Source organism: Paracoccus sp. Z118 (assembly GCF_019061185.1).
Classification (GTDB): Bacteria; Pseudomonadota; Alphaproteobacteria; order Rhodobacterales; family Rhodobacteraceae; genus Paracoccus.
This window is the reverse complement of record NZ_JAHQZU010000013.1, coordinates 20,674-46,339: the sequence shown is the minus strand read 5'-3', so window position 1 is coordinate 46,339 and position 25,666 is coordinate 20,674. Positions and strand designations below refer to the sequence as shown.

27 protein-coding genes are annotated in these 25,666 nt (G+C 69.0%); 16 read left to right on the top strand and 11 right to left on the bottom strand.

Annotated features, from left to right (window positions below; genetic code table 11):
* The first annotated feature begins 19 nt into the window (after window positions 1-19).
* On the top strand, window positions 20-232 hold the full coding sequence (locus KTN05_RS12075; RefSeq protein WP_217329660.1) for a hypothetical protein: 213 nt from the start codon (window positions 20-22) through the stop codon (window positions 230-232).
* On the opposite strand, the gene KTN05_RS12070 is transcribed toward KTN05_RS12075, so the two are convergent.
* Genes KTN05_RS12070 through KTN05_RS12055 form a run of 4 tightly spaced genes read right to left on the bottom strand, consistent with a single transcriptional unit; the run spans window position 229 to window position 4,126 of the window.
* Window positions 229-1,149 (bottom strand): metal ABC transporter permease, encoded by a 921-nt coding sequence (locus KTN05_RS12070; protein ID WP_217329659.1) that lies wholly within the window; start codon window positions 1,147-1,149, stop codon window positions 229-231. The genes KTN05_RS12075 and KTN05_RS12070 overlap by 4 nt on opposite strands.
* Window positions 1,146-2,351 (bottom strand): metal ABC transporter permease, encoded by a 1,206-nt coding sequence (locus KTN05_RS12065; protein ID WP_217329658.1) that lies wholly within the window; start codon window positions 2,349-2,351, stop codon window positions 1,146-1,148. Before KTN05_RS12065 ends, KTN05_RS12070 begins: the two co-directional genes overlap by 4 nt.
* A gap of 3 nt (window positions 2,352-2,354) precedes the next feature.
* The gene (locus tag KTN05_RS12060) at window positions 2,355-3,155 is read right to left on the bottom strand and encodes a metal ABC transporter ATP-binding protein (protein WP_305799906.1); all 801 of its coding nucleotides are present in this window, start codon (window positions 3,153-3,155) and stop codon (window positions 2,355-2,357) included.
* Window positions 3,152-4,126, bottom strand: coding sequence for a metal ABC transporter solute-binding protein, Zn/Mn family (locus KTN05_RS12055; protein ID WP_217329657.1), 975 nt, complete (start codon window positions 4,124-4,126; stop codon window positions 3,152-3,154). The genes KTN05_RS12060 and KTN05_RS12055 overlap by 4 nt, the downstream gene beginning before the upstream one ends.
* Window positions 4,127-4,326: 200 nt before the next feature.
* Here KTN05_RS12055 and KTN05_RS12050 point away from each other — a divergent pair, with 200 nt between their 5' ends.
* Window positions 4,327-4,746 (top strand): Fur family transcriptional regulator, encoded by a 420-nt coding sequence (locus KTN05_RS12050; protein WP_217329656.1) that lies wholly within the window; start codon window positions 4,327-4,329, stop codon window positions 4,744-4,746.
* Window positions 4,747-4,945: 199 nt separating this feature from the next.
* Here the strand turns inward: KTN05_RS12050 and KTN05_RS12045 are convergent, their stop codons facing one another.
* Window positions 4,946-5,905, bottom strand: coding sequence for a LysR family transcriptional regulator (locus KTN05_RS12045; protein WP_217329655.1), 960 nt, complete (start codon window positions 5,903-5,905; stop codon window positions 4,946-4,948).
* 88 nt (window positions 5,906-5,993) lie between these two features.
* Here KTN05_RS12045 and KTN05_RS12040 point away from each other — a divergent pair, with 88 nt between their 5' ends.
* The 10 genes from KTN05_RS12040 to gph all read left to right on the top strand — a co-directional run bounded on the left by KTN05_RS12040 (window position 5,994) and on the right by gph (window position 15,882).
* A complete protein-coding gene (locus KTN05_RS12040) occupies window positions 5,994-7,004 on the top strand; it encodes a class 1 fructose-bisphosphatase (RefSeq protein WP_217329654.1) in 1,011 nt (336 codons plus the stop codon).
* A gap of 3 nt (window positions 7,005-7,007) precedes the next feature.
* Window positions 7,008-7,880 (top strand): phosphoribulokinase, encoded by an 873-nt coding sequence (locus tag KTN05_RS12035; protein WP_217329653.1) that lies wholly within the window; start codon window positions 7,008-7,010, stop codon window positions 7,878-7,880.
* Between the two features lie 4 nt (window positions 7,881-7,884).
* Window positions 7,885-9,882: a transketolase gene (gene tkt, locus KTN05_RS12030; RefSeq protein WP_217329652.1), complete on the top strand. Its 1,998-nt coding sequence runs from the start codon at window positions 7,885-7,887 to the stop codon at window positions 9,880-9,882.
* A 3-nt stretch (window positions 9,883-9,885) separates the two neighbouring features.
* The gene (gene fba / locus KTN05_RS12025; RefSeq protein WP_217329651.1) at window positions 9,886-10,965 is read left to right on the top strand and encodes a class II fructose-bisphosphate aldolase; all 1,080 of its coding nucleotides are present in this window, start codon (window positions 9,886-9,888) and stop codon (window positions 10,963-10,965) included.
* 22 nt (window positions 10,966-10,987) lie between these two features.
* Window positions 10,988-12,442 (top strand): form I ribulose bisphosphate carboxylase large subunit, encoded by a 1,455-nt coding sequence (locus KTN05_RS12020; RefSeq protein WP_371823354.1) that lies wholly within the window; start codon window positions 10,988-10,990, stop codon window positions 12,440-12,442.
* 14 nt (window positions 12,443-12,456) lie between these two features.
* Window positions 12,457-12,846: a ribulose bisphosphate carboxylase small subunit gene (locus tag KTN05_RS12015; RefSeq protein WP_217329649.1), complete on the top strand. Its 390-nt coding sequence runs from the start codon at window positions 12,457-12,459 to the stop codon at window positions 12,844-12,846.
* 69 nt (window positions 12,847-12,915) lie between these two features.
* Window positions 12,916-13,830 (top strand): CbbX protein, encoded by a 915-nt coding sequence (gene cbbX / locus KTN05_RS12010; protein ID WP_217329648.1) that lies wholly within the window; start codon window positions 12,916-12,918, stop codon window positions 13,828-13,830.
* Window positions 13,827-14,522 (top strand): ribulose-phosphate 3-epimerase, encoded by a 696-nt coding sequence (gene rpe / locus KTN05_RS12005; protein ID WP_217329647.1) that lies wholly within the window; start codon window positions 13,827-13,829, stop codon window positions 14,520-14,522. The genes cbbX and rpe overlap by 4 nt, the downstream gene beginning before the upstream one ends.
* Window positions 14,519-15,205 (top strand): HAD-IA family hydrolase, encoded by a 687-nt coding sequence (locus KTN05_RS12000; RefSeq protein WP_217329646.1) that lies wholly within the window; start codon window positions 14,519-14,521, stop codon window positions 15,203-15,205. Before rpe ends, KTN05_RS12000 begins: the two co-directional genes overlap by 4 nt.
* Entirely contained in the window at window positions 15,202-15,882 is a 681-nt protein-coding gene (gph, locus tag KTN05_RS11995; protein WP_217329645.1) for a phosphoglycolate phosphatase, read from the top strand. Before KTN05_RS12000 ends, gph begins: the two co-directional genes overlap by 4 nt.
* A 43-nt stretch (window positions 15,883-15,925) precedes the next feature.
* Here gph and KTN05_RS11990 read toward each other — a convergent pair whose 3' ends face one another.
* Both KTN05_RS11990 and KTN05_RS11985 read right to left on the bottom strand, forming a co-directional pair.
* A complete protein-coding gene (locus KTN05_RS11990) occupies window positions 15,926-17,218 on the bottom strand; it encodes an FAD-binding oxidoreductase (RefSeq protein WP_217329644.1) in 1,293 nt (430 codons plus the stop codon).
* A gap of 28 nt (window positions 17,219-17,246) precedes the next feature.
* Window positions 17,247-17,843, bottom strand: coding sequence for a cupin domain-containing protein (locus KTN05_RS11985; protein WP_217329643.1), 597 nt, complete (start codon window positions 17,841-17,843; stop codon window positions 17,247-17,249).
* Between the two features lie 103 nt (window positions 17,844-17,946).
* Between KTN05_RS11985 and KTN05_RS11980 the strand changes: the two genes are divergently transcribed.
* From KTN05_RS11980 to KTN05_RS11965, 4 genes are all read left to right on the top strand, one after another.
* Window positions 17,947-18,708, top strand: a complete 762-nt coding sequence (locus tag KTN05_RS11980) for an ABC transporter substrate-binding protein (RefSeq protein WP_254368167.1) — start codon at window positions 17,947-17,949, stop codon at window positions 18,706-18,708.
* Between the two features lie 65 nt (window positions 18,709-18,773).
* Entirely contained in the window at window positions 18,774-19,424 is a 651-nt protein-coding gene (locus KTN05_RS11975; protein WP_254368166.1) for an amino acid ABC transporter permease, read from the top strand.
* Complete coding sequence (locus tag KTN05_RS11970) at window positions 19,421-20,155, top strand: amino acid ABC transporter ATP-binding protein (protein WP_217329642.1); 735 nt, start codon at window positions 19,421-19,423, stop codon at window positions 20,153-20,155. Before KTN05_RS11975 ends, KTN05_RS11970 begins: the two co-directional genes overlap by 4 nt.
* A 2-nt stretch (window positions 20,156-20,157) precedes the next feature.
* Window positions 20,158-21,048: a 2-hydroxyacid dehydrogenase gene (locus tag KTN05_RS11965; RefSeq protein WP_217329641.1), complete on the top strand. Its 891-nt coding sequence runs from the start codon at window positions 20,158-20,160 to the stop codon at window positions 21,046-21,048.
* Window positions 21,049-21,105: 57 nt separating this feature from the next.
* Here KTN05_RS11965 and KTN05_RS11960 read toward each other — a convergent pair whose 3' ends face one another.
* The 4 genes from KTN05_RS11960 to KTN05_RS11945 all read right to left on the bottom strand — a co-directional run bounded on the left by KTN05_RS11960 (window position 21,106) and on the right by KTN05_RS11945 (window position 25,664).
* Window positions 21,106-22,725 (bottom strand): acyl-CoA dehydrogenase family protein, encoded by a 1,620-nt coding sequence (locus tag KTN05_RS11960; RefSeq protein ID WP_217329690.1) that lies wholly within the window; start codon window positions 22,723-22,725, stop codon window positions 21,106-21,108.
* Window positions 22,726-22,847: 122 nt separating this feature from the next.
* Window positions 22,848-23,681, bottom strand: coding sequence for a carbohydrate ABC transporter permease (locus KTN05_RS11955; protein ID WP_217329640.1), 834 nt, complete (start codon window positions 23,679-23,681; stop codon window positions 22,848-22,850).
* Between the two features lies 1 nt (window position 23,682).
* Window positions 23,683-24,597 carry a carbohydrate ABC transporter permease gene (locus KTN05_RS11950; RefSeq protein ID WP_217329639.1) on the bottom strand — a complete coding sequence of 305 codons (915 nt, stop codon included), beginning with the start codon at window positions 24,595-24,597 and terminating at the stop codon, window positions 23,683-23,685.
* Window positions 24,597-25,664 carry an ABC transporter ATP-binding protein gene (locus tag KTN05_RS11945; RefSeq protein WP_217329689.1) on the bottom strand — a complete coding sequence of 356 codons (1,068 nt, stop codon included), beginning with the start codon at window positions 25,662-25,664 and terminating at the stop codon, window positions 24,597-24,599. The genes KTN05_RS11950 and KTN05_RS11945 overlap by 1 nt, the downstream gene beginning before the upstream one ends.
* Window positions 25,665-25,666 lie beyond the last annotated feature (2 nt).

Genomic DNA, 25,666 nt, shown 5'->3' with positions numbered 1-25,666 from the left:
TCAGTGAAAGGAGTTTCTCATGAGTTTCACAAGCACACAGCTCCAGGCGGCCCGGCCCGAAACCCGCGCGGAGGTCACGGACCGCATCGCGCGCGAGATCATCGATGCGGAAACCGCCGCACGCGAGCAGCAGGTCGAGCGGCTGAGGACGGCCCGGCTGCGCAAGGAGGCCGCCGAGCGGTCGGCCCCGCGCCCCGCGCCCGCCCCGAAACGCCGGGTCGCGGCGCGCTAAGCCGCTGCGCGGGTCCCCTTGCGCCGGGGCCCGCATAACGCCGCCCCCGCAAGGATCGCGCCCGACACCGCCGCGATCATGCCCGCCGCCGAAAGCGAGTGCCGCCCGCCCAGCCAGAGCGGGCCGTAAGCCGCCAGCACGAAGCCCATGACGGCGGCGAGGGCGGCGAAGACCAGGCTCCAGCCGATCTGCGGCCCCATCCGGTCGGTCATCATCCGCGCCGAGGCGGCGGGGCAGATGAACATGGCGATCACGATGATCGACCCCACCGCGTCGAAAGCCGCCACCGCCGCGACCGCCACCGTCACCACCAGCCCGGCGCTGACGAGGCCGGGCCTTGCACCCACGCTGGCGGCGAAGGTCGGATCGAACGTGCCGATCAGCAGCTCCTTCCAGAAGGCCGCCGTGAACGCCGCGACCGCCAGCAGCACCAGCGCCAGCCGGCCAAGCTGCGGCGGCAGGGCGGCGAGCGCCTCGGGGTCGGTCAGCGCCGCCCATGAGGTGCCCTTGAGCCAGATGAGGCTTTCGAGATTGCCGTAAAGCGCGTGTTCCACGTCCAGATGGACGTTGCGCGCGCCGGTCTGTTCCAGCAGCAGGACACCGGCGGCGAACATCGTGGTGAAGACCACGCCCATCGCCGCGCCCGGATCGATATTGCCCAGACGCCGGATCAGCTCGATCAGGCCGACGGCGACGATCGCCGCGCCGGCCGCGCCGATCAGCATCGGCCAGGCGGCCAGCGTCCCGGTCAGCAGGAAGGCGGCGACGATGCCGGGAAACGCGACATGGCTGATCGCGTCGCCCATCAGGCTCTGCCGCCGCAGGACGAGGAAGTTGCCCGGCAAAGCGCAGGCGCAGGAGGCCAGCACCCCGATCAGGATCGGCGTCAGCGAAAGCTGGACGAAGCTGTCGGTCATGGCTGCACCCCACGCACCGCCAGTCGGCTGTCGAGCTCGCCGATGATGTCGGCGGGCAGGATCTCGGCCAGCGGGCGCAGGCCGCCGGGGGTGGAGACGGACTCGTCGGGGTGCAGGCGGCGATAGAGGCTCCAGCGGGCCTCGTCGCGCATCGCGGCCTCTGCGGCGGCGCGGCCTTTGGGCGTCGTCGCGCCCTCCGCGCCGACATGGCCCCGCGCCTTCAGGCGGCGGAGCGTCGCGCCATCGTAGATCGGCGCGCCCCGCGCCAGCGCCAGCAGGCCCTGCCGCTCCTGCACCAGCCCCCGGAAGCGGTGGCGCTGAAGGGCCTTCGCCACGAGCCCGCGCCGCGGCGACAGCAGCAGCGAGGCCAGGAACAGCGCGAACGCGATCAGCACGATCAGCGCCCCGGTGGGCAGGCCGCGCGCCAGCGAGGACAGCACCGCGCCCAGCCATGCGGCCGCCGCGCCAAGCGCCGCAGCGATCACCACCATCGCGCCGGGCCGGTCGGTCCAGAAGCGGGCGGCGACCGGAGGGATGATCGTCAGCGCGACGATCAGCACCAGCCCGGCGACCTTCAGCCCGATCACCGTCACGGCGAGCAGCAGGGCCATCATCGCAAGGTCCGCCGCCCGGATGTTGACGCCGCGCACCAGCGCATATTCCGGGTCGAAGCAGACCAGCGTGAAGGGCCGCCGCAGGACGAAGATGGCAAGCCCGACCAGCGCCGAGGTCAGGGCGATGATCTCCGCCTCGGACCGCAGCATCCCGGCGGTGGAGCCGAGCAGATAGCCGGCGATCCCCGCCTGCCGCCCCATCGGCAGAGTCTGGATGACGGTCATCAGCACCACTCCGGCGCCGAAGAAGACCGACAGCACCGCGCCGATGGCCGCATCCTCGGGCAGCCGAGTGCGCGAGGCCAGCCAGTCCAGCGCCAGCAGCCCCAGCGCCGCCGACAGCGCAGCCCCGATCATCAGCCCCGGCAGCCAGCGCCCGTCGCCCCCCAGCGCGGCCATGGCGATGAAGGCCAGCGCCAGCCCCGGCAGGGTGGCGTGGCTGATCGCATCCGACACCAGCGAGCGCTTGCGCAGCAGCACGAAGCCGCCGATGGCCCCGGCGCTCGCGCCCAGCAGGGCCGAGCCGACCGTCACCAGCGCGGTGTTGTAACCGGCCTGAAGCAGCAGCGCGGAAAGGAAGCCGTCCATGCCCTACTCCGCCGCGATCCCGCCGATCTGCGCGGGGGCGAGCCTGCCGCCATAGGCCGCCTGCAGGTTTTCCGGCGTGAAGGCGGCGGCGACCGGCCCGTCCGCGATCCTGCGGACGTTCATGATGAGGACATGGGTGAAGTAGTCCTTTACCGTGGAGAGGTCGTGATGGACGCAGAGGATCGTCCTGCCGGCCCGGTTCAGGTCCTTCAGCACCTCGACGATGGCCCGTTCGGTCGCGGCGTCCACCCCGGCGAAAGGCTCGTCCATCACATAGAGCCCCGCGCCCTGCGCCAGCGCGCGGGCCAGGAACACCCGCTGCTGCTGGCCGCCGGAAAGCTGGCCGATCTGGCGATCCGCGAAATCCTGCATCCCGACCCGGCGCAGGCACTCCGCCGCCCGCTCGCGGTGCCGCTTGCCCGCGAAGCGCAGAAGGCCGATCTCGCGGTAAAGCCCCATCATCACCACGTCCAGCACGGTCGCCGGAAACTCCCAGTCCACCGACGCGCGCTGCGGGACATAGGCGATGCGGCGGCGGGCCTCGCGCAGGGGCTGGCCGAACGCCGTCACCTCGCCCGAGACGCGCGGCACGATCCCCAGCGCCGCCTTGAGCAGCGTGGATTTGCCCGCCCCGTTCGGCCCGATCACCGCCAGCATCGCGCCCGGCGGCGTCACCAGATCGACCGAGACGACCACCGGCTTGCCGCCATAGGCCACGGTCAGCCCGGCGATCGCCAGCGGGCTTTCGGGATGATCCGCGCCGAGCCTGCGCCCGGCTTCGGCCATGAGAACGGGGGCGTTCATCCGCCCTGCCCCAGCCGGCCGTTCATCCCGCCGGGCGGCGCCTCACCGCCAAGGGCGCGGGTGATCGTGGTCACGTTGTGGTCGATCATGCCGATATACGTTCCCTCATAGCTGCCGGGCTCGCCCATCGCGTCCGAGTAAAGCTCGCCGCCGATCACGACCTCATGGCCCCGCGCCTGCGCCCCCTCGATCAGCGCACGGACGTTGCGGTCAGACACCGAGGATTCCACGAAGATCGCCCCGATCCCGCGATCCACCAGCACGCCCACCAGATATTCGATCTGGGCAAGCCCCGCCTCGGATTCGGTGGACATGCCCTGAATGCCCAGCACCTCGAAGCCATAGGCGTCGCCGAAATAGCTGAAGGCGTCATGCGCGGTGACGAGGACGCGGGCGTCCTGCGGCACGCTTCCCAGCACCTGCGCCGAATAGCCGCCCAGCGCCTTGATGTCGGCCAGATGCGCGTCGGCATTGGCGCGGAAGATGTCGGCCCCGGCGGGGTCGAGCCCGACCAGCGCGTCCCGCGCGGCCGCGACCACGCGGGTCCAGCGCGCCGGGTCCATCCAGACATGGGGATCGTGGCGGCCCTCGTAACCCTCCCATCCCAGCAGGGTTTCGGGTGGCAGCGTCTCGGCCAGCGCGACGACGGTCTGCTGGGTGGACAGCTCGTGGAACAGATCCTCAAGCTGCGCCTCCAGATGCAGGCCGTGCCAGAACACCGCGTCGGCCGAGGTCATCGCCGCGATGTCGGACCGGGTCTGGCGATAGCCGTGCGGGTCCACCCCCGGCCCCATCAGCGCCTGCACCCGGGTCCGCTCGCCGCCGATCTGCGCGACCGCATCGGCGATCATGCCGGTGGTGGCGATGACGGTCAGCCGCCCCTCCTGCGCCAGCGCGGGCGCAGAGAGGCCCGCCGCGAGAACGGCGGCCCCCGCGGCGGCGAGCAGGTGGCGGCGTGTCGCGGAAAGCATGGGGCCCCCATAGATGCAATTGATTCGCATTTACACATAGCAGGCAATGGCCGACATTCAACTGCAATCCGCTCGCAACTCGGCGCGATCGGCGCGATGCGCGCCCGCCTGTCCCGTGACGGGCCGTTCCGGTTATGCTACCCGGGCAAGTCGCCGGGACCGCCCGCCCCGAACCTGCGTCCAGATGAGCCGAGCCGACCATGACCGACGACGACAACCGCAGCCTGATGGACCGTTGCCGCGAACTCGGCCTGCGGCTGACCCGCCCCCGGCAGGTGATCCTGCGGGTGCTGGGCGCGTCCGAGGATCACCCGGATGTCGAGGAGCTGCACCGCCGCGTCGTCGCCATCGAGCCGGGCATCAACATCGCCACTGTCTATCGGACGATGAACATCCTCGCCGAACACGGGCTGATCGAACGCCACAGCTTCGCCGATGGCCGCACCCGCTACGAGACCGCGCCCGAGACGCATCACGACCACTTCATCAACGTGGAGACCGGCGAGGTGATCGAGTTCCACTCGGAAGAGATCGAGCGGATGCAGCAGAAGATCGCCCGCGAGCACGGCTTCGACATCGTGAGCCACCGGTTCGAGATCTATGTGAAACCGCGCAGGTAGGCGGGGTCTTTCCGTTCAGGTGATCCCCTTGCGATGCGCGACGAGATGCCCTCGCTGACGACGACCGTTGCAAGGATTTCCACCGTGGTTTGCAGACGGCGCGGCTGTCTTGTGAGGGCTTCCGTTAGGAAGCGGGGCGCTGGGGCGCGGCGCGCAAGCGAAACCGGTGCCGCCGCTCCTGACCGCTGCATCCTCCGGCTCAGCCGGACTCCAACGGCCCGCCAGCGGTCGCGAGATCGCTCTCCAGATGCGCCAGCAGATCGCTCGCTCGCGCCGCGATCTCGCCCGCCAGCCGCTGCGCGAGCGGGGACGGCCGGTCGCGCTGCAGGTTCACCAGGTACCATGTCCGCTGGATCGGCAGCCCCGGCGCGTTCAGCAGGCGCAACCGGCCGCTGCGCAGTTCCTCGACCGCGGTGTGCAGCGACAGGAACGCGATTCCCAGACCCGCGATGACGGCCTGCTTGATCGTCTCGTTGCTGTCCATCTCGACCGTCTGATACTCGGCCCCCTCGCCGATCCGGTCGAGATAGCGGGTCATCAGAATGCGCGTGCCCGAGCCCGCCTCGCGGCAGATGAAGGTCTCGTCCGCCAGATCCTCGGCGGTGATCTCGCGCCGCCCGTCAAGCCGGTGGCCGCGCGGCAGGACGATGCCGTGCGGGTGCGGGCCCAGCGGAACCGCCTCGACCACCGGCTCGCGGGGCGGGCGGCCCATGATCGCCAGATCCAGAGCGCCGGATGCCAGCCCCTCGATGGTGGATTCGCGGTTGCCGATCTTCAGCGCGATCCCGGCCCCCGGCACGGCGTCCATCAGCGCCCGCACCAGCGACGGCGCGAAATACTTGCCGGTCGAGACCACCCCGAGCGTGACCCGCCCCATCTCGCCCCGCCGCAGCGCCTCGATCTCGGCGCTGGCGCGGCCCAGGGCGACCTCGATCCGCCGCGCGGCCGCCAGCAGGATCATACCTTCGTCTGAGGGCGCGAAGCCCTCCGCCCGGTCGAAGGCGCTGCCGCCGAGCGCCGTTTCCAGCCCCGCAAGCTGTGCGTGAACGGCCGGAATCGTCAGCCCCAGCTGGGCTGCGGCGCCGGTGAGCGAGCGGCTGTCGGCGATCGCGGCCATGGCGCGCAGCTGCTTCAGCGTGAGGGCGTCGAGGCGGATCATTCAACCTATCTTAAGACGGATTAGAGATTTTTACATTTAACTTAATCCAGCTTCGGTCAACCCTCCGCTCAAGGGAAGAGGAACCGACATGCTGGAACACGCGACGCGAACACAGCCCGACCAGGCGCTTTCGCTGGAGATAGCGGAAACGCTGGACCGGATCGCCATCGTCGGCGCCGGGATCGCCCGGCGCATCGCGCGCGGCGGCCTCGACGGGAAGCTGAGCGGCGTCGTCGGCACCAACGCCGACGGCGACAGCCAGAAGGCGCTGGACCTCATCGCCGACGAGGCCTTTCGCACCGCCATGATCGGATCGCCCGTCCGTTTCTACGCCAGCGAGGAGCAGGAGGACGTGATCGCCCTGAACCCTGCGGGCTCGCTCGGCCTCGCCATAGACCCGCTCGACGGCTCGTCGAACATCGAGACGAACGTCTCCATCGGCACGATCTTCGGCATCTATCCGGCGGCGGACAGCGCGGCGGCCAGCTTCCTGCGGCCGGGGCGCGAGCTGCTGGCGGCAGGCTACATCATCTACGGGCCGCAATGCCTGATGGTCAGCGCCACGGCCGAAGGGGTCCGCAAGGCCGTCCTCGACCCGGCGACCGGCGCGGTCGCGGTCCTGAAGCGCGACTGCCGGATTCCCGACGCCTCGGTCGAATACGCGATCAACGCCTCGAACTATCGCCACTGGCCCGCGCCGATCCGCGCCTACATCGACGACATGGTGGCCGGCGCGGACGGGCCGCGGGCGCAGAACTTCAACATGCGCTGGATTGCCTCGCTGGTGGCCGAGGCGCACCGGATCATGGTCCGGGGCGGCGTCTTCCTCTACCCGCGCGACGGGCGGCCGCAATACGCCCAAGGGCGGCTGCGTCTTGTCTATGAATGCGCGCCGATCGCCTGGCTGATCGAGGCCGCGGGCGGGGCGGCCACCGATGGCTGCGACCGTATCCTTGATCTGGTGCCGACCAGCCTGCACCAGCGCACCCCCTTCGTGTTCGGCTCGCGCGAGAAGGTCGCGCGGGTCGCCACCTATCACGATCTCGACGCCACCGAGACCTCTGCCCTTTTCGCCAAGCGCGGCCTTTTCAGGATCTGACCGATGAGCAGGAAACACCCCATCATATCCGTCATCGGCAGCTCGGGGGCCGGCACCTCGACCGTCAAGCATACCTTCGAGCAGATCTTCCGGCGCGAGGGGATCAAGGCGGTTTCCATCGAAGGCGACGCCTTCCACCGCTTCAACCGCGCCGACATGCGGGCCGAGTTGGAACGGCGCACCGCCGCCGGCGATCACAGCTTCAGCCATTTCAGCTTCGACGCGAACGAGCTTGAGAAGCTGGAGGAGGTGTTCCGCAGCTACGCCGGAACCGGAACCGGCGAGACGCGCAACTACGTCCACGACGACACCGAGGCCGAGCGCTGGGGCGTGCCGCAGGGCGAGTTCACGCCCTGGCGCGCCCTCGATCCCGGCTCGGACCTGCTGTTCTACGAAGGGCTGCACGGCGCGGTCGTCAACGACCGGGTGAACCTTGCCGCATTGGCCGACCTCAAGATCGGCGTGGTGCCGGTCATCAACCTGGAATGGATCCAGAAGATCCATCGCGACCGTTCCCATCGCGGCTATTCGACCGAGGCCGTGACCGACGTGATCCTGCGCCGGATGCACGCCTATGTGCACTGCATCACGCCGCAGTTCACCGAGACCGACATCAACTTCCAGCGGGTGCCGGTGGTGGACACCTCGAACCCGTTCATCGCCCGCTGGATTCCCACGGCGGACGAGAGCCTTGTCGTGATCCGCTTCCGCAACCCGCGCGGGATCGATTTCCCTTACCTCACCTCGATGATCCAGGGGGCGTGGATGAGCCGCGCGAACTCGATCGTCATTCCCGGCGGCAAGCTCGACCTCGCCATGCAGCTGATCCTGACGCCGCTGATCCTGCGGCTGGTCGATATTTCGAGAAAGGCGTGATGCGATGAACGTGCAGACGAGCGTGCAGACCTGCAACATGGCCGAGCGCGCCATGGCGAACGCCATCCGGGCGCTGACGATGGATGCGGTGCAGGCGGCGAATTCGGGCCATCCGGGAATGCCGATGGGCATGGCGGACGTGGCGGCGGTGCTGTTCGACCGCTTCGTGAAGATCGACCCGGCCGATCCGAAATGGCCCGACCGCGACCGCTTCGTGCTGTCGGCGGGGCATGGGTCGATGCTGCTTTACGCCATCAACCACCTGCTCGGCTACGCCGACATGCCGGTGGAGGAGTTGCGCCGTTTCCGCCAGCTTGGCGCGCGCACGGCCGGGCACCCCGAATACGGCCATGCGGACGGGATCGAGGTGACGACCGGGCCGCTGGGTCAGGGGATCGCCACGGCGGTCGGCATGGCGCTGGCGGAACGCATGGCGAATGCCCGCTGGGGCGACGATCTGGTGGATCACTGGACTTACGTCATCGCCGGCGACGGCTGCCTGATGGAAGGCGTCAGCCACGAGGCGATCGACATGGCCGGGCATCTCGGCCTCGGCCGCCTCATCGTGCTGTGGGACGACAACCGCATCACCATCGACGGCTCGACCGACCTGTCCACCTCGACCGACCAGATGGCGCGGTTCGCAGCCTCGGGCTGGCATACGGTGGCCTGCGACGCGCATGAGCCGGCGGAGATCGCCGCCGCCATCGAGGCGGCGCGGAGCGACCCGCGCCCCTCGCTGGTCGCCTGCCGGTCGGTGATCGGCTGGGGCGCGCCGAACAAGCAGGGCGGGGCCGACTGCCACGGCGCGCCGCTCGGGGCCGACGAGATCGCGGCCGCGCGCCTGCATCTGGACTGGCCGCACGAGCCGTTCGTGATCGCGCCCGCCGCTTACGACCAGTGGCGGGCCATCGCCCGGCGCGGGGCCGAGGCGCGGCGGGCGTGGAAGTCCCGGAAGGGCTCGCACCCTCAGCGGCAAGCCTTCGAGGCGGCGCAAGCCCGTGGTGGCCTCGACGCGCTGACCGAGGCAATGGTCGGCTACAAGGCGAAGCTGATCGCCGACCGGCCCAGGGTTGCGACCCGCAAGGCGTCGGAAATGGCGCTGGCGGTGGTCAACGCCGCGCTGCCTGACACCATCGGTGGCTCGGCCGACCTGACCGGCTCGAACCTGACGAAGACGCGCGACATGCGGCCGATGGCGCGGGACGACTTCGGCGGGCGCTACCTCCACTACGGCATCCGCGAGCATGGCATGGCCGCCGCGATGAACGGTATCGCGCTGCATGGCGGCTTCCGCCCCTATGGCGGCACGTTCCTGGCCTTCGCGGATTATGCCCGCCCGGCGATCCGGCTGTCGGCGCTGATGGGGGTGCCCGTCACCTATGTGATGACCCATGACAGCATCGGCCTGGGCGAGGACGGACCCACGCACCAGCCGGTTGAGCATCTGGCGAGCCTGCGGGCCATCCCGAACCTGACCGTGATCCGCCCCGCCGACGCGGTGGAGACCGCGGAAGGCTGGGAGATCGCGATGACCGCGACCGACCGGCCCGTCATGCTGGTGCTGTCGCGCCAGAACCTGCCCTGCGTCCGCGAGGACGCGACCGAGAACCTGACGGCGCGCGGGGCCTATCTCCTCCGCCACCCGCGCGACCGTCAGGTGACCCTGATCGCCACCGGTTCGGAGGTCGAGATCGCGCTGGCCGCAGCCGATGCGCTGGCGGCCGAGGGCATCGCCGCCGCCGTGGTCAGCGCGCCCAGCTTCGAGCAGTTCGCCGCCCAGCCGGACGGCTACCGCGCCGCCGTGCTGGGCGATGCCCCGCGCATCGGCGTCGAGGCCGCGATCCGGCAGGGCTGGGACGGGCCGATCCTGCGCACGACCGACCGCTTCGTCGGCATGACCGGCTTCGGCGCATCCGCCCCTGCCCCCGACCTTTACCGCCACTTCGGCATCACGGCCGAGGCCGTGGCCGCCGCCGCCCGCAACCTCATCAGGGAGTAACCGATGGCCCTCATCACGCTGCGACAGCTTCTCGACCACGCCGCCGAACGCGGCTACGGCGTGCCCGCCTTCAACATCAACAACATGGAACAGGGCCTCGCGATCATGGAGGCCGCGCGAGCCACCGACGCCCCGGTGATCCTTCAGGCCAGCCGCGGCGCGCGCAGCTATGCCGGCGACATCATGCTGCGCCGCATGGTCGAGGCGCTGGCCGAGATGAACCCAGGCATCCCGATCTGCCTGCATCAGGACCACGGCAACAACCTTTCCACCTGCATGAGCGCAATCCGCCACGGCTTCACCAGCGTGATGATGGACGGCTCGCTGCGCGAGGACATGAAGACGCCCGCCGATTACGACTACAACGTCGCGGTGACGGCGAAGGTGGCGGAGGCCGCGCATGCGGTCGGCGCTTCGGTCGAGGGCGAGCTTGGCATCCTCGGCTCGCTGGAAACCGGCGAGGCGGCGGCCGAGGACGGCTCGGGCGCCGAGGGCAAGCTGGACCACAGCCAGCTTCTGACCGACCCCGATCAGGCGGTGGATTTCGTCATGCGCACCGGCGTTGACGCGCTGGCGATCGCCTGCGGCACCAGCCACGGTGCCTACAAGTTCACCCGCAAGCCGGACGGCGAGATCCTCGCCATGCATGTGATCGAGGCGATCCACGCGCGCCTGCCCCAGACGCATCTGGTGATGCACGGCTCATCCTCGGTCCCGCAGCATCTTCAGGACCTCATCAACGAGAATGGCGGCCAGATGCCCCAGACCTGGGGCGTCCCGGTCGAGGAGATCGAGCGCGGCATCCGCCACGGCGTCCGCAAGGTCAACATCGACACCGACTGCCGCATGGCGATGGCGGGCCAGTTCCGCAAGGTCGCCCGCGAGAAGCCGGAGGAGTTCGACCCGCGCAAGTTCATGATCCCGGCGATGAAGGAGCTGACGGCCCTGTGCCGCGACCGGTTCGAGCGCTTCGGCACTGCGGGCAACGCCGGCAGGATCAGGACCGTCCCGATGGACGAGATGGCGAAACGCTATGCGTCGGGGGCGCTGAACCCGGCGGTCACCGCCGCAAAGGCAGCATGAGGAGGCATCTGACATGAACGAGATGAGCAAGACCGAAATCACCGACAAGAAGAAACGCTATGCCGCGGGCGTGCTGAAATACGCGCAGATGGGCTACTGGGACGGCGATTACGAGCCCAAGGACACCGACATCCTCGCGCTGTTCCGCATCACCCCGCAGGAGGGCGTGGACCCGATCGAGGCGGCGGCGGCGGTGGCGGGCGAAAGCTCGACCGCGACCTGGACGGTGGTCTGGACCGATCGCCTGACCGCCTGCGACCAGTATCGCGCCAAGGCCTACAAGGTGGAACCCGTGCCGGGCCAGCCGGGGCAGTATTTCTGCTACGTCGCCTACGACCTGATCCTGTTCGAGGAAGGCTCGATCGCCAACCTGACGGCATCCATCATCGGCAACGTCTTCAGCTTCAAGCCGCTGCTGGCGGCCCGGCTGGAGGACATGCGCTTCCCCGTCGCCTATGTGAAGACCTACAAGGGTCCGCCCACCGGCATCGTCGTGGAGCGCGAGCGGCTGGACAAGTTCGGCCGCCCGCTGCTGGGGGCCACGACCAAGCCCAAGCTGGGCCTGTCGGGCAAGAACTACGGCCGCGTGGTCTATGAGGGGCTGAAGGGCGGGCTCGACTTCATGAAGGACGACGAGAACATCAACTCGCAGCCCTTCATGCATTGGCGCGACCGGTTTCTCTACGTGATGGAGGCCGTGAACCTCGCGACCGCCAAGACCGGCGAGGTCAAGGGACACTACCTCAACATCACCGCCGGCACGATGGAGGAGATGTATCGCCGGGCAGAGTTCGCCAAGCAGCTCGGCTCGGTGATCGTGATGATCGACCTGGTGATCGGCTACACCGCGATCCAGTCGATGAGCGAATGGTGCCGCCAGAACGACATGATCCTGCATCTGCACCGCGCAGGCCACGGCACCTATACCCGCCAGAAGAACCACGGCATCAGCTTCCGCGTGATCGCGAAATGGATGCGTCTGGCGGGGGTGGACCACATCCACGCGGGCACCGCGGTCGGCAAGCTGGAGGGCGATCCGATGACCGTGCAGGGCTTCTACAACGTCTGCCGCGAGACGCATAATCCGGTGGACCTGCCGCGCGGGCTGTTCTTCGAACAGGACTGGGGCGACCTGAAGAAGATGATGCCGGTCGCCTCGGGCGGCATCCATGCCGGGCAGATGCACCAGCTGATCGACCTGTTCGGCGACGATGTGGTGCTGCAGTTCGGCGGCGGCACCATCGGCCATCCGATGGGCATCCAGGCGGGCGCGACCGCCAACCGCGTCGCCCTGGAGGCGATGGTGCTGGCCCGCAACGAAGGCCGCGACATCGCCACCGAAGGGCCCGAGATCCTGCGCGCCGCCGCCAAATGGTGCAAGCCGCTGGAAGCCGCCCTCGATGTCTGGGGCAACATCACCTTCAACTACACCTCGACCGACACGTCGGACTTCGTTCCGACCCCCGGCGTCGCCTGAGGAGGGCGGGAAACATGCGTATCACTCAGGGTTGCTTCAGCTTCCTGCCGGATCTGACGGACGAGCAGATCACCGCGCAGGTCGAATACTGTCTGTCCCGCGACTGGGCGGTCGGGATCGAATACACCGACGAGCCGCATCCGCGGAACACCTTCTGGGAGATGTGGGGAAACCCGATGTTCGACCTGAAGGACGCCAAGGGCGTGATGATGGAGCTTGACGATTGCCGCAAGGCGCATGGGGAGAAGTATATCCGCATGAACGCCTTCGACAGCACGCGCGGGCTGGAGACAGTGACGATGAGCTTCATCGTCAACCGTCCCGAGATCGAGCCGCAGATCGTCATGCGCCGGACCGAGGTGGACGGGCGGGCCATCCGCTACACGCACGAGGTCGTGCGCTGATCGAAAGGCCGGGGGCTTCGCGCCCCCGGACCCCCGCGGGATATTTCGGGACAGAAGATGGAGGCAGGGATGGATGACGCGACGCCGCTGACGGTCGATCTGCGGGCCGAGTTCGAGGACTCGGGCGTCCGCGAGGTGCTGGACGAGCTTGACCGCGAGCTGATCGGCCTGGCCCCGGTCAAGAGCCGCATCCGCGAGACGGCCGCGCTGCTGCTGGTGGAACGCGCCCGCGCCAGCCTCGGGCTGGGGCACGAGACCCCCACACTGCACATGAGCTTCACCGGCAACCCCGGCACCGGCAAGACCACCGTCGCCCTGAAGATGGCGGGGCTGCTGCATCGCCTCGGCTATGTCCGCAAGGGTCATCTGGTCAGCGTCACGCGCGACGATCTGGTGGGCCAGTATATCGGCCATACCGCCCCCAAGACCAAGGAGGTGCTGAAGAAGGCGATGGGGGGCGTGCTGTTCATCGACGAGGCCTATTACCTCTATCGCCCCGACAACGAGCGCGATTACGGGCAGGAGGCGATCGAGATCCTGCTGCAGGTGATGGAGAACAACCGCGACGATCTGGTGGTGATCCTGGCCGGTTATGCCGACCGGATGGAGAGCTTCTTCCGCTCGAATCCCGGCTTCCGCTCGCGCATCGCGCATCATATCGAGTTTCCCGATTATACCGACGATGAGCTGGGCCGGATCGCAGGGCACATGCTGGACGCGCAGGGCTATCGGCTGACGCCGGAGGCCGAGGCGGCGATGGACGAATACGTGACCGCCCGCCGCGGCCAGCCGCATTTCGCCAATGCGCGGTCGATCCGCAACGCGCTGGACCGCGCCCGGCTGCGGCAGGCGAACCGGTTGTTCTCGGCCGATCTGGGGCCGCTGACGGCGGACCAGCTTTCGACCATCGAGGCCGAGGACATCCGCGCGAGCCGCGTCTTTCAGGGCGGGCTGGCGCATGAGCGGGCGGGGGCGGCACCATGACCTTCGACCGCCGCCTTCGGATCGCGCCGTCGATCCTCTCCGCCGATTTCGCCGATTTCGGCCGCGAGATCCGCGCGATCGAGGATCAGGGCGCCGACTGGGTCCATGTCGATGTGATGGACGGCCATTTCGTCCCGAACCTCACCTTCGGCCCGCCGGCGGTGAAGGCGTTCCGCAAGCACGTCACCACCTTCATGGACGTTCACCTGATGATCGCCCCGGTCGATCCCTTCATCGAGGCTTACGCCGAGGCCGGGGCCGACATGATCACCGCCCATGTCGAGGCGGGGCCGCATATCCACCGCACCCTTCAGGCGATCCGCGCCACCGGCAGGATGGCGGGCGTCGCGCTGAACCCCGGCACCCCGGCCGATTCGGTCGAGCATGTGCTGGATCTCTGCGACATGGTGCTGGTCATGAGCGTGAACCCCGGCTTCGGCGGGCAGAAATTCATCCACAGCCAGGTTGCCAAGATCGAGAGGCTGCGCGCCATGATCGGCGACCGCCCCATCCACATCCAGGTCGATGGCGGCGTCGATCCCGCCACCGCGCCGCTGGTGGTCCGGGCCGGGGCCGACGTGCTGGTGGCAGGATCGGCCGTGTTCCGCGGCGGCTCGGCCGATATGCCCGAGGTCTACGGCCGGAACATGCAGGCGATCCGCGAGGCCGCGTTCGGACGGGTGCCGGCATGAGGGCGCTGATCTTCGACGTGGACGGGACGCTCGCCGAGACCGAGGAGCTGCACCGCCGCGCCTTCAATGAGGCCTTCGCGGCGGCCGGGCTACCCTGGGTCTGGGACCGCGACCGCTACCGCACCCTGCTTGCCACCACCGGCGGGAAAGAGCGGATCGCCCGTTTCATCGCCGATGACGGGCTGGTCGGCGCGTTGGACATTCCCGCGCTGCATGCCGACAAGACCGCCCGTTACACGGCGCTCATGGCGGCCGGCGCGATCGAGGCGCGGCCCGGCATCCGCGACCTGATCGACGCCGCGCGGGAAGCGGGGCTCGGGATCGCGGTGGCGACCACCACCTCGCGCCCGAATGTCGAGGCGCTGAGCCTCGCGCTGTTCGGCCAGCCTGCCGGCGCGGTGTTCGACGTGATCGCGGCGGGGGACGAGGTGGCCGCCAAGAAGCCCGCGCCGGACGTGTATCGGCTGGCGCTCGACCGGCTGGGGCTGACGCCTGCGGATGCGGTCGCCTTCGAGGATTCGCTGAACGGGCTGCGCTCGGCGCAGGGCGCGGGGCTGGCCTGCGTCGTCGCGGCGGGGGCCTATACCGCGCATGAGGATCTGTCGGCCGCCGATCTGCTGGTGGCGGACCTGTCGCGGGTGCGGCTTTCGGACCTCGCCGGCCTGCTGCGGTGCCCGGCATGACGGCGGTCATTTTCGATCTCGACGGGACGCTGGTGGACAGCGCGCCGGACATGCACGCCGCGCTGAACCGTGTGCTGGCCGAGCGGGGGAGGCCGGCGCTGACCCTGGGCCAGGTGCGCGGCTTCGTCGGCCATGGCGTTCCGACGCTGGTGCGCCGCGCGATGGTGGCGGTGGGCGCGGCCGAGGACAGCTTCGATGACTGGCACGACGGCTACATGCGCTGCTACGGCGAGGGCATCTGCGAGCGGACCACCCCTTATCCCGGCGTGGTGGAGACGCTGGAGCTTTTCGCCGCGCGCGGGCACCGGCTGGGCGTGTGCACCAACAAGCCGCAGGGGCTGACCGAGGCGCTTCTCGACCGCCTGAACCTGACGCCGCGCTTCGCCGCCGTGCTGGGGGGCGACACGCCGTTCGGCCGCAAGCCCGATCCCGGCGTCCTGCGCGAGGTCGTGGCACGGCTCGGCGGAGGGCCGGCGGTGATGATCGGCGACAGCGCCGCCGATATCGGTGCGGCGCGCGGGGCCGGGCATCCGGTCCTGCTTTTCCTCGGCGGCTATGCCGATGCTGCGCTCGACGCTGGCGCGGCCGACGCGGCGTTCAACGACTGGGCGATGGTGCCGGGCCTCGTGGAGGCGGCGCTTTCGTCGGGCACGGTCAGTGGGCGGCAGGTGGTGTAGAGGCCCGGTTCCGCTGGCGCGGGCGAAGCGGCGGCCGCCCCCTCTATCGCCCGAGCCGGTCCTGCAAGCGCGACCATGCCACGGTGGCGATCACCGCGGGCTTGCGCATGAAGTGGAACGGAATGGGGCGCGGCGGGCTCACGGGGTAGTCCAGCGCCCCCTGGGGCGTGCCGGTGGCCCAGTCCGCGAGCACCTTGCCCATCGCGGACGCCACCGCGACGCCGCGGCCGTTATAGCCCATCGCCGCCACCACGCCGGGCGCAACGCGGTTCAGATGGGGATAATGGTCCGCCGTCATGGCGACGAAGCCACCCCAGGCGTAGCGCCAGGGAACCTCGCGCAGATCGGGGTAGAGCTTGACCGAGGCATCCTGCAGCACCTGCATCTGGCGGCGGGTCGCGCCGGCCGAATAGTTGCCGCGCCCGCCCATGACGAAGCGCCCGGCCGCGTCCTTGCGGAAATACAGCAGCAGCCGCCGCGCGTCCGAGGCCGAGTGCCCCTGCGGCAGGATGCGGGCCGCGATCTCGGGCGGCAGGATATCGGTGGCGACCTGCACCGAGCGGATCGGCACCACCGTCCGGTCCATCGGCGGGACGACGGCCGAGCTGTAACCGTTCGTGCAGACCAGCACCTTGCGCGCCCGGACCTCGCCGCCTGACGTGCGCAGCAGATGCTCGCCGCCTTGCGCCTCATGCGCGGTCACGCGGCTGCCGCCGTGGATCACCGCCCCGGCCCGGATCGCGGCATCGGCGAGACCCAGCGCATAGTTCAGCGGATGCAGGTTCCCGCCGCGCTCGTCGATCATCGCCCCGCGATAGATGTCGGTGCCCAGCAGCGCGGCGGTCGTCTCGCGGTCCAGCATCCGCAGCGCGGCGCCCCGCCGGGTCCATTGCTCGACCCGCCGGCGCACGACCGCATCGGCCTTGTCGTTGTGGACGGGCTGGAGCCACCCGGACTGGCGGGCGTCACAGTCTATCCCCAGCCGCGCGATCAGGTCGAAGACGAACTGCCCCGCGCCGCCCGACATCGCGACCATGCGCCCGCCGACATCGGGTCCGAACCGCGCCTCGATGGTGTCGGGGTCTTCCTTGAGCCCCGGATTGACCTGCCCGCCATTCCGCCCCGACGCGCCCCAGCCGGGCGAGTGGGTTTCCAGCACGATCACGCGCTGCCCGCGTTCCGCAAGATGGAGGGCGGCTGAAAGACCCGTATAGCCCGCGCCGATCACCGCGACGTCGCATTCGGCCTTGCCCCGCAGCGGCGGGCAGTCCGGCGCGGGATTGGCGGTCGCCGTCCACAGCGAGTTGGCGATCACGTCCTCTTCGTTCTCGATCATCCGTTGCGCTCCTCCACTGCGCGGGTTTTCAATAGACGGCTGGCGTCACGATCCACAGGACCTCGGCGGTCTCGCTGCCGCCGCACCAGAAGCGGATCATGCGCGACGCCTCGAAGGCGAAGCTGTCGCCGGCGTTCAGGTGGTGGGTGTCGCCATCGACCTCCATCACCAGCTGGCCCGACAGCACGGTGCCGCATTTCGCGCCGGTGGGGTGGTTGTAGGGGGTGTCGCCGGTCGAGCCGCCGGGCCGGATCACCAGCCGCATCATCTGGATGCCGGTGCAGCTGTCCGGGGTCATCAGCTCCTTGACCATCCCCTTGGCGCCGAGGTCCAGCACCCGCCGCTGATGCTGGCGCACCACGAGATCGCTTTCGCCCTCGGCATCGGCCCGGTCGAACAGCCAGCCGACCGGCATTTCCAGCGCGCCGCAGATCGCGCCGAGCGAGCGGACGGACGGCATGGTCAGCCCCCGCTCCACCTGGCTCACCAGCCCGATCGAGACCTCGGCCCGGCTGGCCACCTCCTTCAGCGAGAGGCCGCGGACCTTGCGCCGCCGCCGCAGCCGCGCGCCAAGATCGTCACGGTCTGCCGGGTCGGGCGGCAGGGTTTTGACGGACTGGCTCATAGGCGGAACATGCGTTGACAACCCGGTGCGTGTTTCGCCAGACTGAAACAACCGGGAAGAAGTTTCAATGCCGATGAATCCATTCCGGTTGGGGAGGATAACCATGAACAAGACGACTCGGATGATGCGCAGCGCCGTTCTGGCGCTGGTTGCCAGCGGGGCCCTTGCCGGGGCGGCGCTGGCGCAGGACACCTACAAGGTCGGCTCGACGCCGTCGGGGGTGCCGTTCACCTTCCTCGACGTCCAGACGAACGAGATCGACGGCGTGATGGTGGACATCATCAACGCGATCGGCGAGCAGGAAGGCTTCACCACCGACATCGAGGCGACGCAGTGGAGCGCGCTGATCCCGTCGCTGACCTCGGGCAAGATCGACGTGATCGCCGCCGCCATGTATGCGACCGAGGAGCGCGCAAAGGTCGTCGCCTTCACCGATCCGGTCTATTCCTATGGCGAGGGGCTGTTCGTTCCCAAGGACGACACCACCGCCTACACCTCGCTCGACGATCTGGAAGGCAAGGTCGTCGGCGCGCAGGTCGGCACCGCCTATGTCGCGCCGCTGCAGGCCCATGGCGGGCTGAAGGAGGTCAAGGTTTACGACACCATCGCCGACATCATGCGCGACGTGTCGCTGGGCCGGATCGACGCGGGCTTCGGCGACCGCCCGATCGTCGCCTATCAGCTGTCGCAGGGCGCGGCGGATGTGCGGCTGGTGCCGGAATACGAAAGCACCATCGTCGGCAACGTCGCCATCGCCGTGCGCCAGAACGAACCCGAACTGCTTGAGCGGATGAACTCCGGCATCGCCAAGATCAAGGAAAGCGGCAGGCTGGACGAGATCATCGCCGAGTGGGGCATCGAGTAAGACCTGTCCGGGGCGGCGGGCTGCCGCCGTCCCGCTTTCCTGCGCGCTGAACGGGACATTCGATCATGGGTTTCTGGGAACGGGCCGCCGATTATCTGCCGCTGCTGATGGAGGGGGTCTGGCTGACGCTGGTCGTCACGTTCTTCTCGGTCCTTCTCAGCACATTCCTGGGCTTCGTCTGGGCGGTCATGGCCTGGACCCGCAACCCGGTGCTGGTGGCGATCAGCCGCGGGTTCGTGACGATCATCCGCGGCATCCCGATCATCGTGCAGCTGTTCTACATCTATTTCGTCATGCCCGAGATCGGGATCAACCTGACCGCCATGCAGGCCGGGATCATCGGGCTGGGCATCGCCTATTCGGCCTATCAGGCGGAAAACTTCCGCGCCGGGATCGAGGCCATCGACAAGGGCCAGATCGAGGCGGCGCATTCCATCGGCATGACCGACCAGCTGGTCATGCGGCGGGTGATCCTGCCGCAGGCGATCCGCATCGTCATGCCGCCCTTCGGCAACACGATCATCATGATCCTGAAGGATTCCTCGCTCGTCTCGACCATTACCGTGGCCGAGCTGACGCGGCAGGGGCAGCTGATCGCGGCCTCGACATTCGACAACATGACGGTCTTCACGCTGGTCGCGCTGATCTATCTCGCGCTCAGCCTGCCGCTGACCTTCCTCACCCGGCACCTGGAGAAGAGGTATTCGCAGGCATGATCCAGGTTCACGACATCCACAAATCCTTCGGCACGCTGGAGGTCATCAAGGGCGTTTCGTTCGAGGTGAACAAGGGCGAGGTGGTCTGCATCATCGGCCCGTCCGGCTCTGGCAAGTCCACGATCCTGCGCTGCATCAACGGGCTGGAAAGCTATCAGCGCGGCGCGATCCTGATCGAGGGGGCGAAGGTCGATCCGGCGGAACGCTCGATCACCGACATCCGCACGCAGGTGTCGATGGTGTTCCAGCGGTTCAACCTGTTCCCGCACCGGACGGCGCTGGAAAACGTGATGGAGGGGCCGGTCTTCGTCAAGAAGACGCCCCGCGCCCAGGCGCGCGACGAGGCGGCGGCGCTGCTGGACAAGGTCGGGCTGGGAGCCAAGCTGGACGTCTATCCGGCCAAGCTGTCGGGCGGACAGCAGCAGCGCGTGGCAATCGCGCGGGCGCTGGCGATGCAGCCCAAGGCGATCCTGTTCGACGAGCCGACCTCGGCGCTCGACCCCGAACTGGTGGGCGAGGTGCTGACCGTGATGCGCGACGTCGCCGCCGAGGGCATGACGATGGTCGTCGTCACGCATGAGATGGAGTTCGCCCGCGCCGTCGCCGACCGCGTCCTGTTCCTGGAAGGCGGCGTCATCGTCGAGCAGGGGCCGCCGCAGGAGGTGCTGCGCAACCCGCAGCATCCCCGCACCCAGGACTTCCTGCACCGCGTCATCCATCCGATGGAGTGACCATGGGCAAGCTGGTCTATGTGGATGCGACGGCGCAGAGCGTGCGCCTGCTGCGGGATCTCGACTGCCCCGCCGGCATGGTCGTCCACGAGGGCGATCCCGATGCGGGCCGTCTGCGCGATCTGATCGCCGGTGCCGGGACCGTCTGGAACGGGCATACCTACATGACCGCCACCGATCTGGCCGCCGCGCCGCTGTTGCGGCGGATCATCTTTCTGGGCACCGGCGCATCCTCCTATATCGACCTCGCGGCGGCCGAGGCTCGCGGCATCGCGGTCGAGACGATCCGCGGTTATGGCGACCGGGCCGTCGGTCAGCACGCCATCGCGCTGGCGCTGAGTGCGCTGCGCCAGATCGCACTGATGGACCGCAACATCCGGGCCGGCCAGTGGAAGCCGCTCGCCGGCCGCGAGTTTCAGGACCTGACCTTCGGCGTCGTCGGCATGGGCGGAATCGGCCGGGCGACGGCCGAGCTTGCTGCGGGACTGGGATTCCGGGTGATCGGCTGGAACCGCTCGCCGCTCGCGGATGCGCCCTGCCCGATGGTCCCGTTGGAGGGTCTGATCGACTCCGCCGACGTCGTCAGCCTGCATCTGGCGCTGACCCCGGAAACGACCGGACTGATCGGTGCCGAAGCGCTCGGGCGGATGCGGCCGGATGCGGTGCTGGTCAATACGGCGCGCGCGGGGCTCATCGACACGCCCCCCCTGATCGCCGCGCTGGCCGCCGGTCGCCTCGGCCACGCCGCCCTCGACGTCTTCGACGAGGAGCCGCTGGCGCCGGATCACCCGCTGCTCTCGCTGCTCAACGTCACCGTCACGGCGCATGCCGGCTTCAAGACCGACGCTGCCCTGCGCCGGCTGCTGGTGGAGGCGCTGGCGCGTATCCGGTGAGGACGCCGGACCGGACCTCGATCCGGCCTTGCCTGAACGGCCGCAGCGCAAGCGCGGCTAACCCGGAAAACACGCCGCCAGAACGGAATCCGCCGCTTCCCTGCCAATCGCTCCGCTGATGCGGCTCCGATCTGCGGACAGGCGCGTTTCCACGAATGCGCTTGCGATCCCGGCGTTCCCCCGCCGCAGCAGCACGGATGCGGTCAGCAGAAGGCCCGCCTGCTCCACGAACCGGCGGGCCTCATCCTCGGCCACCTGCCGCCGCCAGCGGGCCGCATGATCCTCCAGCGCCCGGTCGTAACGCGGATGCAGACCCCGCGCGGCGGCCAGTTCCCGCTCCAGCATCTCCGCGCTCAGGGGGTCCCGGCCGAGGGTCCGCAGCGCGTCGAGGCAGATGACGTTGGCCGAGCCCTCCCAGATGCCGTTGAGCGGCGCCTCGCGGTAGAGCATCGGCAGCCCGGTATCCTCGATGTAGCCCATGCCGCCCATCGCCTCCATCGCCTCGCAGACGACGACCGGGCACAGCTTGTTCGCCAGATACTTTGCCAGCGCGACGCCGATGCGGGCGAAGGCCCGGTCCTCGGCCGAGCCGCCGTCGAAGGCTTCCGCGACATGCAGCCCCAGCGCCAGCGCTCCTACCCAGTCCAGCGCGATGTCGGCCAGCACCGCCCGCATCAGCGGCTGGTCGATCAGCCGCCGCTGGAAGGCCGCGCGGTGGCTGACCCAGTGATGCGCCTCGCGCAGCGCCGCGCGCATCAGCCCGGCGGGCGCCATCGCAGTATCCAGCCGCGTGTGATGGACCATCTCGACGATGGTGCGCACGCCCTCGCCGGCCCCGCCGATCCGATAGGCCAGCGCGTCCCGATACTCGATCTCGGCCGAGGCGTTCGAGCGGTTGCCGAGCTTGTCCTTGAGCCGCTGGATGCGGATGCCGTTGCGCTCTCCCTCCAGCCAGCGGGGCACCAGAAAGCAGGTCAGCCCACCGTCGGCCTGCGCCAGCGTCAGGAATCCGTCCGACATCGGCGCCGAGCAGAACCATTTATGCCCGGTCAGCCGCCACGCCTCGCCGTCCGGCCGGGCCCGGGTGGTGTTGGCGCGCACGTCCGAGCCGCCCTGCTTCTCGGTCATCGCCATGCCGAGGGTGGCCCCCCGCTTGTCCGCGACCGGCCGGACCGAGGGATCATAGTGCCGGGACATCAGCGCGGATTGCCAGTATTCCAGACCCTCGGCCCTTCGCAGGACCGGGACCGCCGCATAGGTCATGGTCAGCGGGCAGCAATGTCCCGGCTCGACCTGACTGGCGAGATAGACCATGCAGGCATGGGTGAGATGCCCGCCCGCGCGCCCCTCCCACGCGATGGAGTGATAGCCGGCGGCGACCGACATCTGCATGAACCGGTGCCAGGCCGGGTGAAAATCGACCTCGTCCAGCCTGCGGCCGCCATTGTCGAAGATCCGCAGTTCCGGCGTGAAGCGGTTGGCATCGCGCGCCGCCGCCCGCATCTCCTGCCGGCCCAGGTTTTGGCTGTAGCTGGCAAGCAGATCGGCCTCGACGGCGCTCGCGGAAACCAGTTGCCGCAGGACCGGATCGTCGCCCCAGAGATCGCGATCCCCCGCCGCCTCCGGCTGGTTCTCGACCTCATGCGTGCCGAGGTCCGAGCGTGGCTTTAGGGTCATTTTCATCCCCCGAGCGACTGGCACGTGCCGGGTTCAGGGTAGCGGGACGGGCGCCTTTTTTCCAGCGGCAAGGAGGAGCAGGACGAGCGCCTGCACCTCGACCGGCTCGCTCAGGCCGGAACTCACCCCTTCACCCCGCCGGTCATCAGCCCCGACACGACCCGCTCCTGAAACAGCACGATCAGGATCGCCAGCGGGACGATGCCGACGACCAGCGCGGCCGAGATGACGGGCCAGGGAAAGGTGAACTCGCCCTGATAAAGCTGGATGCCGACCGGCAGCGTCCGCAGCGCCGGGTTCGAGTTGAACGAGAGCGCCAGCAGGAACTCGTCCCAGGCGTTGACGAAGGCGAGGATCGCGGCGGTGAAGACGCCCGGTGCGGACAGCGGCACAATCACCCGGAACAGCGCGCCGACGCGCGTGCAGCCGTCGATCATCGCCGCGTTCTCCAGATCGCGCGGCACGCTTTCGAAGAAGGCGGCGAGGACCAGCGTGCAGACCGGCAGGCTGAGGACGGTGTAGGGAATGATGAGCGCGGCCCATGTGTTCAGCAGACCGAGGCCGCGCATGATCTCGAACAGCGGGACCAGCAGCGTGACCAGCGGAAAGGTCGAGACGCCGATGATCGCCATCAGGATGACGCCCCGGAACCGCAGGTTCAGCCGCGCCAGCGCATAGGCCGCCAGCGTGGACACGAACAGCGTCGAGATGGTGGACAGCGTGGCCACCGCGAACGAGTTGAACAGGAACAGATGCAGCGGCTGGTCGGAAAACGCGGTGACGTAGTTCTGGAAGGTCGGGTCTTCGGGCAGATAGGTGATCGGGGTCCGGGACAGCTCAGGCTCGCTCTTCAGCGAGGTCAGCAGGATCCAGATCGCCGGGAACAGCCCGTTGACCAGCAGCACCAGCGCCGCGATGGCGCGCAGCGGCGGGACGCGGGGCGAGCGGTCGGACATCTCAGCCCCTCGCCCGGATCATGCGCAGGTAAAGCGCGGTGAACAGCATCGAGATCAGGAACAGCACCACCGCCAGCGCCGACCCGTAGCCGAGGTCCAGAAACGACACGGTGTTCTGGTGGATATACATCGCCAGCGTCGTGGTGGACGATCCCGGCCCCCCGCGCGTCATCATGAACGGCACGTCGAAGGTCTGCAGCGCGGTGATCGTGCGGAAGATCAGCGCCACCGCGATGGCGGGACGCAGCAGCGGCAGGGTGATCTCCACGAACTGCCGCCAGCGCCCGGCCCCGTCCACGTCCGCCGCCTCGTAAAGCGAGCGCGGGATCGTCTGAAGGCCCGCCAGCAGGATCAGCGCCACGAAGGAGGCGGTCTTCCAGATGATCGTGATGCAGACCGCGACCATCGCCCAGCGCGGCGAGTTGAACCAGATCACGCCCTCAAATCCCAGCCGGCGCAGGATGTCGTTCACGACGCCGTATTCGGAATGGAAGAACCACGCGAAGATCAGCCCTGCGAAGGACAAGGGCAGCGCCCAGGGGATCAGCAGCGACAGCCGCACCGGCCATTTCACCCGGAACGGCAGGTTGGCGAGCATCGCAAGGCCGAGGCCCGCGACCAACGCCCCCGGCACCGTGACCAGCGTGATGAGGATCGTGTTCCACAGCGACTGCCGGAAGGTCGCGTCCTCCAGCATCCAGCGGAAGTTGCGGATGCCGACGAACGCGGCGGGCGCGCCCGAGGTCAGCGACAGGTCGGTGAAGCTGGTCCAGACCAGCTTGCCGACGGGGTAAAGGACGACCAGCGACAGCAGCAGCGCCGCGGGCAGCAGCAGCACCGCCGCCAGCGCCGTGTCGCCGGGGTCGAGGATGCGGCTGCGGACGCCGCGCGGGGCCCCTGCCCTTCGCTCCGCCATCAGGCCAGCACCCGGCCGGTGGCGGCGTCGAACAGATGCGCCTTGGCGATATCCACGCCCAGCTGGATGCGCTGACCGGCCGAGGCGCGAGTGTCCGGCGGAAGCCGGGCCGTGACGGTGCCGCCCTCGGTCCCGATATGCAGCAGCGTGTCGGACCCCAGCGGCTCGACGATCTGGACGGTCCCGGCCAAGGGGTGCGGGCCGGGCTCGGGGCGGAAATGCTCGGGCCGGATGCCGAGGATCGCGGCGCCCTGATGCCGCGCCGCGATGGCCGCGTTGCGGGGGCAGAGCGGCAGCGCCTGCGGGCCGAGCCGGGCCGCGCCGCCATCCAGCGTCACGGTCAGGAAGTTCATAGCCGGGGCGCCGATGAAGCCGCCGACGAAGGTGCTGGCGGGCTGGTTGTAGACCTGCTCGGGCGTGCCGTCCTGCTCGATCACGCCGTCGCGCATGATGACGATGCGGTCGGCCATCGTCATCGCCTCGACCTGATCGTGGGTGACATAGACGGTGGTGGTGCCGAGAGCCTGATGCAGCTTCTTGATCTCGGCCCGGACCTGCCCGCGCAGCTTGGCGTCCAGATTGGACAGCGGCTCGTCGAACAGGAACACCTGCGGGCGGCGGACGATGGCGCGGCCCATCGCCACGCGCTGCCGCTGGCCGCCGGAAAGCTGGGCGGGGCGGCGGTCCAGCAGCGCGTCGATCCCCAGCATGGCGGCGGCTTCCTGCACCCGCGGGCGGATCTCGTCCTTGCGGGCGCCGCGCACGCGCAGGCTGAAGGCCATGTTCTCGAAGACGGTCTTGTGGGGGTAGAGCGCGTAGTCCTGAAATACCATCGCCACGTCGCGTTCGCGCGGGGGCAGGTCATTCACCACCCGCCCGCCGATCAGCACCTCGCCGGACGAGATGGATTCGAGCCCCGCGATCATCCGCAGCGTGGTGGACTTGCCGCAGCCGGACGGCCCGACGAGGACGACGAACTGCCCGTCCTCGATCGCGCAGTCGATGTCCTTGACGGCCCGGACCGACCCGTAGCTCTTGCCGAGCCTCCTGAGAGTGACCGTAGCCAGAA